This is a genomic window from Skermanella sp. (assembly GCF_059503625.1).
The window spans coordinates 1-3,872 of the sequence record NZ_JCACHA010000109.1 but is presented as its reverse complement, the minus strand read 5'-3'; the positions used below and the strand labels follow the sequence as shown (position 1 = coordinate 3,872).

Here is a 3,872-nt window from a genome sequence, read left to right as displayed (position 1 = left end):
ACTTCCTCAAAGGGGCAGGCTCGGCTGCCGGCCTCGTCGTGGCCCTGCAATTCATGCCCGCCGGCAAGGCATTGGCGGCGGTCGGCTATGCCACCGGCGCCGGTGAAATGCCGCACGGCACCGTCAACGACCCCCATGTCTTCATCACCATCGATCCTTCGGGCGCCGTCACCATCGTCACCCACCGCTCGGAGATGGGGACGGGCATTCGCACCAGCCTGCCCATGGTGATCGCCGACGAAATGGAAGCCGACTGGTCGCGGGTCAAGCTGGTCCAGGCCCCCGCCGACGAACCGCGCTACGGCAACCAGGACACCGACGGCTCGCGCAGCATGCGGCACTTCCTTCAGCCGATGCGCCAGTGCGGCGCCGCGATGCGGCAGATGCTGGAGCAGGCCGCCGCCAAGCAGTGGAACGTCCCGGCCGGCGAGGTCCGTGCCCTGAACCACGAGGTCGTCCATCAGGCTTCCGGCCGCAAGCTTGGCTACGGCGACCTCGCGACGGTGGCCAGGGACATCCCCGTGCCGCCGGTCGAGCAGCTAAACCTGAAGAAGGACGCCGACTTCCGCTACATGGGGAAGGGAAACGTCCAGATCTTCGACCTGCACGACATCACGACAGGCAAGGCGCAGTACGGTCAGGACATCGCGCGGCCGGGCATGAAGTTCGCGGTGATCGCAAGGCCGCCGGTGGTCGGCGGCCGGGTGAAGTCGTTCGACCCGGCGGAAACGCTGAAAGTACCCGGCGTCGAACGGATCGTCGAGATCCCGACCCAGCCCGACCGGACCAAGTACACGCCGCTGGGCGGCATCGCCGTCATCGCCACCAACACCCACGCCGCGATCAAGGGACGCGAAGCCCTCAGGATCGAGTGGGAGGACGGACCCAACGCCTCCTACGACAGCAAGGCGTATAAGGCGCAGATGGAGAAAGCGGGCCGCAACGCCGCCAAGATCGTCCGCAACGAGGGAGATCCGGAAAAGGCTTTCGCAAGCGCGACCCGGAAGATCTCGGCGGAATACTATGTCCCGCACCTCGCCTGCGCCCCCATGGAGCCGATGGTCGCGACCGCCGTGGTGGCGGACGGCCAGTGCGAGGTCTGGGCGCCGTTGCAGTATCCGTACGGTGCCCGCGAGGACATCGCCAAGATGCTTGGCCTGCCGATCGAGAAGGTCACCGTCCACGTGACGCTGCTGGGCGGCGGTTTCGGACGCAAGTCGCAGTCCGACTACGCCCAGGAGGCCGTGATCGTGTCCAAGGCGCTGGGCGGAACGCCCGTCAAGGTGACATGGACCCGCGAGGACGACATCCGGCACAGCTTCTATCATACCGTCTGCTTCAACCGCCTGGAAGCCGCCCTCGACAAGGACGGCAAGGTGACGGGCTGGCTTCACCGCACGGTGGCGCCCAGCCTTATGTCGACCTTCATGCCCGACCCGAAGCACGAGCATTCGCTCGAACTCGCCATGGGCGTGGTCGACATGCCCTTCGCGATCCCGAACATCCGGTGCGAGAACGGCGAGGCGGCGGCGCATACCCGGATCGGGTGGTTCCGGTCCGTCTCCAACATCCCGCACGCCTTCGCGATCCAGTCCTTCGTAGCCGAGATCGCGCATGAACTAGGGCGGGACCCGAAGGACTACCTGCTGGAACTGATCGGTCCGGCCCAGAAGATCGACATCTCCAAGGCTGGCGTCGTGGACGCCTTCTGGAACTATGGAGACCCCTACGAGACGTATCCGATCGACACGGGGCGGCTTTCCAACGTCCTCAACGTCGCGGCGGAAAAGATCGAGTGGGGCCGCAAGCTGCCCAAGGGGCACGGCCTGGGCATCGCCGTCCACCGGAGTTTCCTGACCTATGTGGCGACCGCGATCGAAGTCGCCGTCGACGATCAGGGCAACCTGACGATCCCCCGCGTCGACACCGCGATCGACTGCGGCTTCGCGGTCAACCCGGAACGCATCCGGTCGCAGATGGAGGGAGCCGCCGTGATGGGCATGAGTTCCACCATGTTCAGCGAGATCACCTTCGAGAAAGGACGAGCGGTACAGGGCAATTACGACACCTTCGAAGTGGCGCACATGGATACGGCGCCGCTGAACGTCCGGACCCACATCGTCCCGCACGGCTACGACGTGCCGGCCAGCGGCGTGGGCGAACCTGGCGTGCCGCCCTTCGCCCCGGCGCTCTGCAACGCGATCTTCGCGGCGACCGGCAAGCGGATCCGGACCCTGCCGATCGGCCGTCAGGACTTGCGGCCGGCGTAAAGCCTGCCCAGCGGCAATCCAGGCATCTCCAGCAAACCGATGCCCGCCGTCCGGCGGGCATCGGACATGGCCTCATAGCTTCGCCCCATAACAAGGAACGATCATGTCTAACCGTCCGGGCTTGCTTCCCTCCGCCGTCGCATTGGCTCTGGCGATCGGCGCCGGAACGGCGGCCGCGCAGACCCAACCCACCACGATGGCCGACAAGGATGCGCAGCCGATCAGGGTGCAGGGCGAGATCGCCGGCATCGAAGCCGGCCGCATCACCGTCAAGACCAGCAAGGGCGAGACCCGCCTGATGCTCGCACCGAATGCGAAGATCCTCAGCCTTGCTCCGTCGAATGCCGAGGCCGTCGCATCCGAAGCCTTCATCGGCGCCGCCGGAGCATCGGAGAAGGAGGAAACGATCAAGGCGGCGGTGGTCGTGATATATCCCAAGAGCCCATCGGGCGGGAACGAGAGCGAGGATTACCTGACCTGGGACCTGAAGCCCGACAGCAAGATGCGGAACGGCACGGTGAGGAGCATCGACAACGGACCCGACGGGCGGATCGTCGGGCTGTCCTATCCGCAGGGAGGCTCCACCGTCGTCATTCCCCCCGGCGCCGCCGTCATGGCCGCGACCCCGGCCGACCAGAAGATGCTGAAGAAGGGCGCGCACATCTTCGTACCCTCGGCGGAGAAAGCCGATGACGGTTCCCTGACCGCCGACATGGTGGCGGTCGGCGCCGACGGGTTCGAACCGCCGCTTTGAGACGGCTAGCCGGACCCTTTGAGGCGGCAGGCCGAACCGGGCGGCAAGGGCCGCTCAGTCCGGCGGACGGCCATGATAGGCATTCTCGATCAGCCTCCGGATGTCGGAACGGTCGAAGCTGCGCGGGTTCCAGTACGGGTTGGCGACCGCAAGGTCCGCCGCCCGGTCGATCCCGCTCTCCGGCATGCCGATGTCCTTGAGCGCCATCGGCGCTCCGATGGAGGCGGCATAGCCATGCAGCCCCTGCCCGGCCCGCTCCGTGCCGAGCGCCAGCGCCAGGGGCTTGAGCAGGTCCGGCACTGCCGCCTCGTTGAAGGCGACCGCGTGGGGCAGGATCACGGCATGGGTTTCGGCATGGGGCAGATCGAAGGTGCCGCCGAGAACGTGGCAGAGCTTATGATGAAGCGCCATGCCGACCGACCCCAGCACCGTCCCGCATAGCCAGGCGCCGTAGAGCGCGCCGGAGCGCCCTTCCGGATCGGCGGGCTCGTCGCGCAGCACGGGGAGGGCCGCGATCAGGGTGCGCAGGCCTTCCGCCGCCATCAGCGACGAGATCGGATTGCGGTCGCGGGCATACAGCGCCTCGGCGGCATGGGCCATGGCGTTGAGCGCGCTCGTCACGGTCAGGCCGGCGGGGAGGCCGTAGGTCAACTCGGGATCGTAGATCACGACTTCCGGCAGGATCCTGGCGTCGGACACCGTGGTCTTCCGCCCGCCTTCCGTCTGCCCCAGGATCGGCGTGACCTCCGACCCCGCATAAGTCGTCGGGATCGCGATCTGCGGCAAGTCCGTGCGGTAGGCCAGCGCCTTGCCCAGTCCGGTCGTAGACCCGCCCCCGAAGGCGACGG

At 67.0% G+C, this 3,872-nt stretch carries 3 protein-coding genes; 2 read left to right on the top strand and 1 reads right to left on the bottom strand.

Going from position 1 to position 3,872, the window contains the following annotated elements; genetic code table 11:
* A partial coding sequence (locus AC5JJ6_RS03045; RefSeq protein ID WP_496040632.1) for a xanthine dehydrogenase family protein molybdopterin-binding subunit occupies window positions 1–2,270 on the top strand: 2,270 nt, incomplete at its 5' end.
* Window positions 2,271–2,373: 103 nt separating this feature from the next.
* Window positions 2,374–3,024, top strand: coding sequence for a hypothetical protein (locus AC5JJ6_RS03040; RefSeq protein WP_496040631.1), 651 nt, complete (start codon window positions 2,374–2,376; stop codon window positions 3,022–3,024).
* 54 nt (window positions 3,025–3,078) lie between these two features.
* On the opposite strand, the gene AC5JJ6_RS03035 is transcribed toward AC5JJ6_RS03040, so the two are convergent.
* Window positions 3,079–3,872 (bottom strand): maleylacetate reductase (locus AC5JJ6_RS03035; protein ID WP_496040630.1); only part of this gene is annotated, 794 nt, incomplete at its 5' end.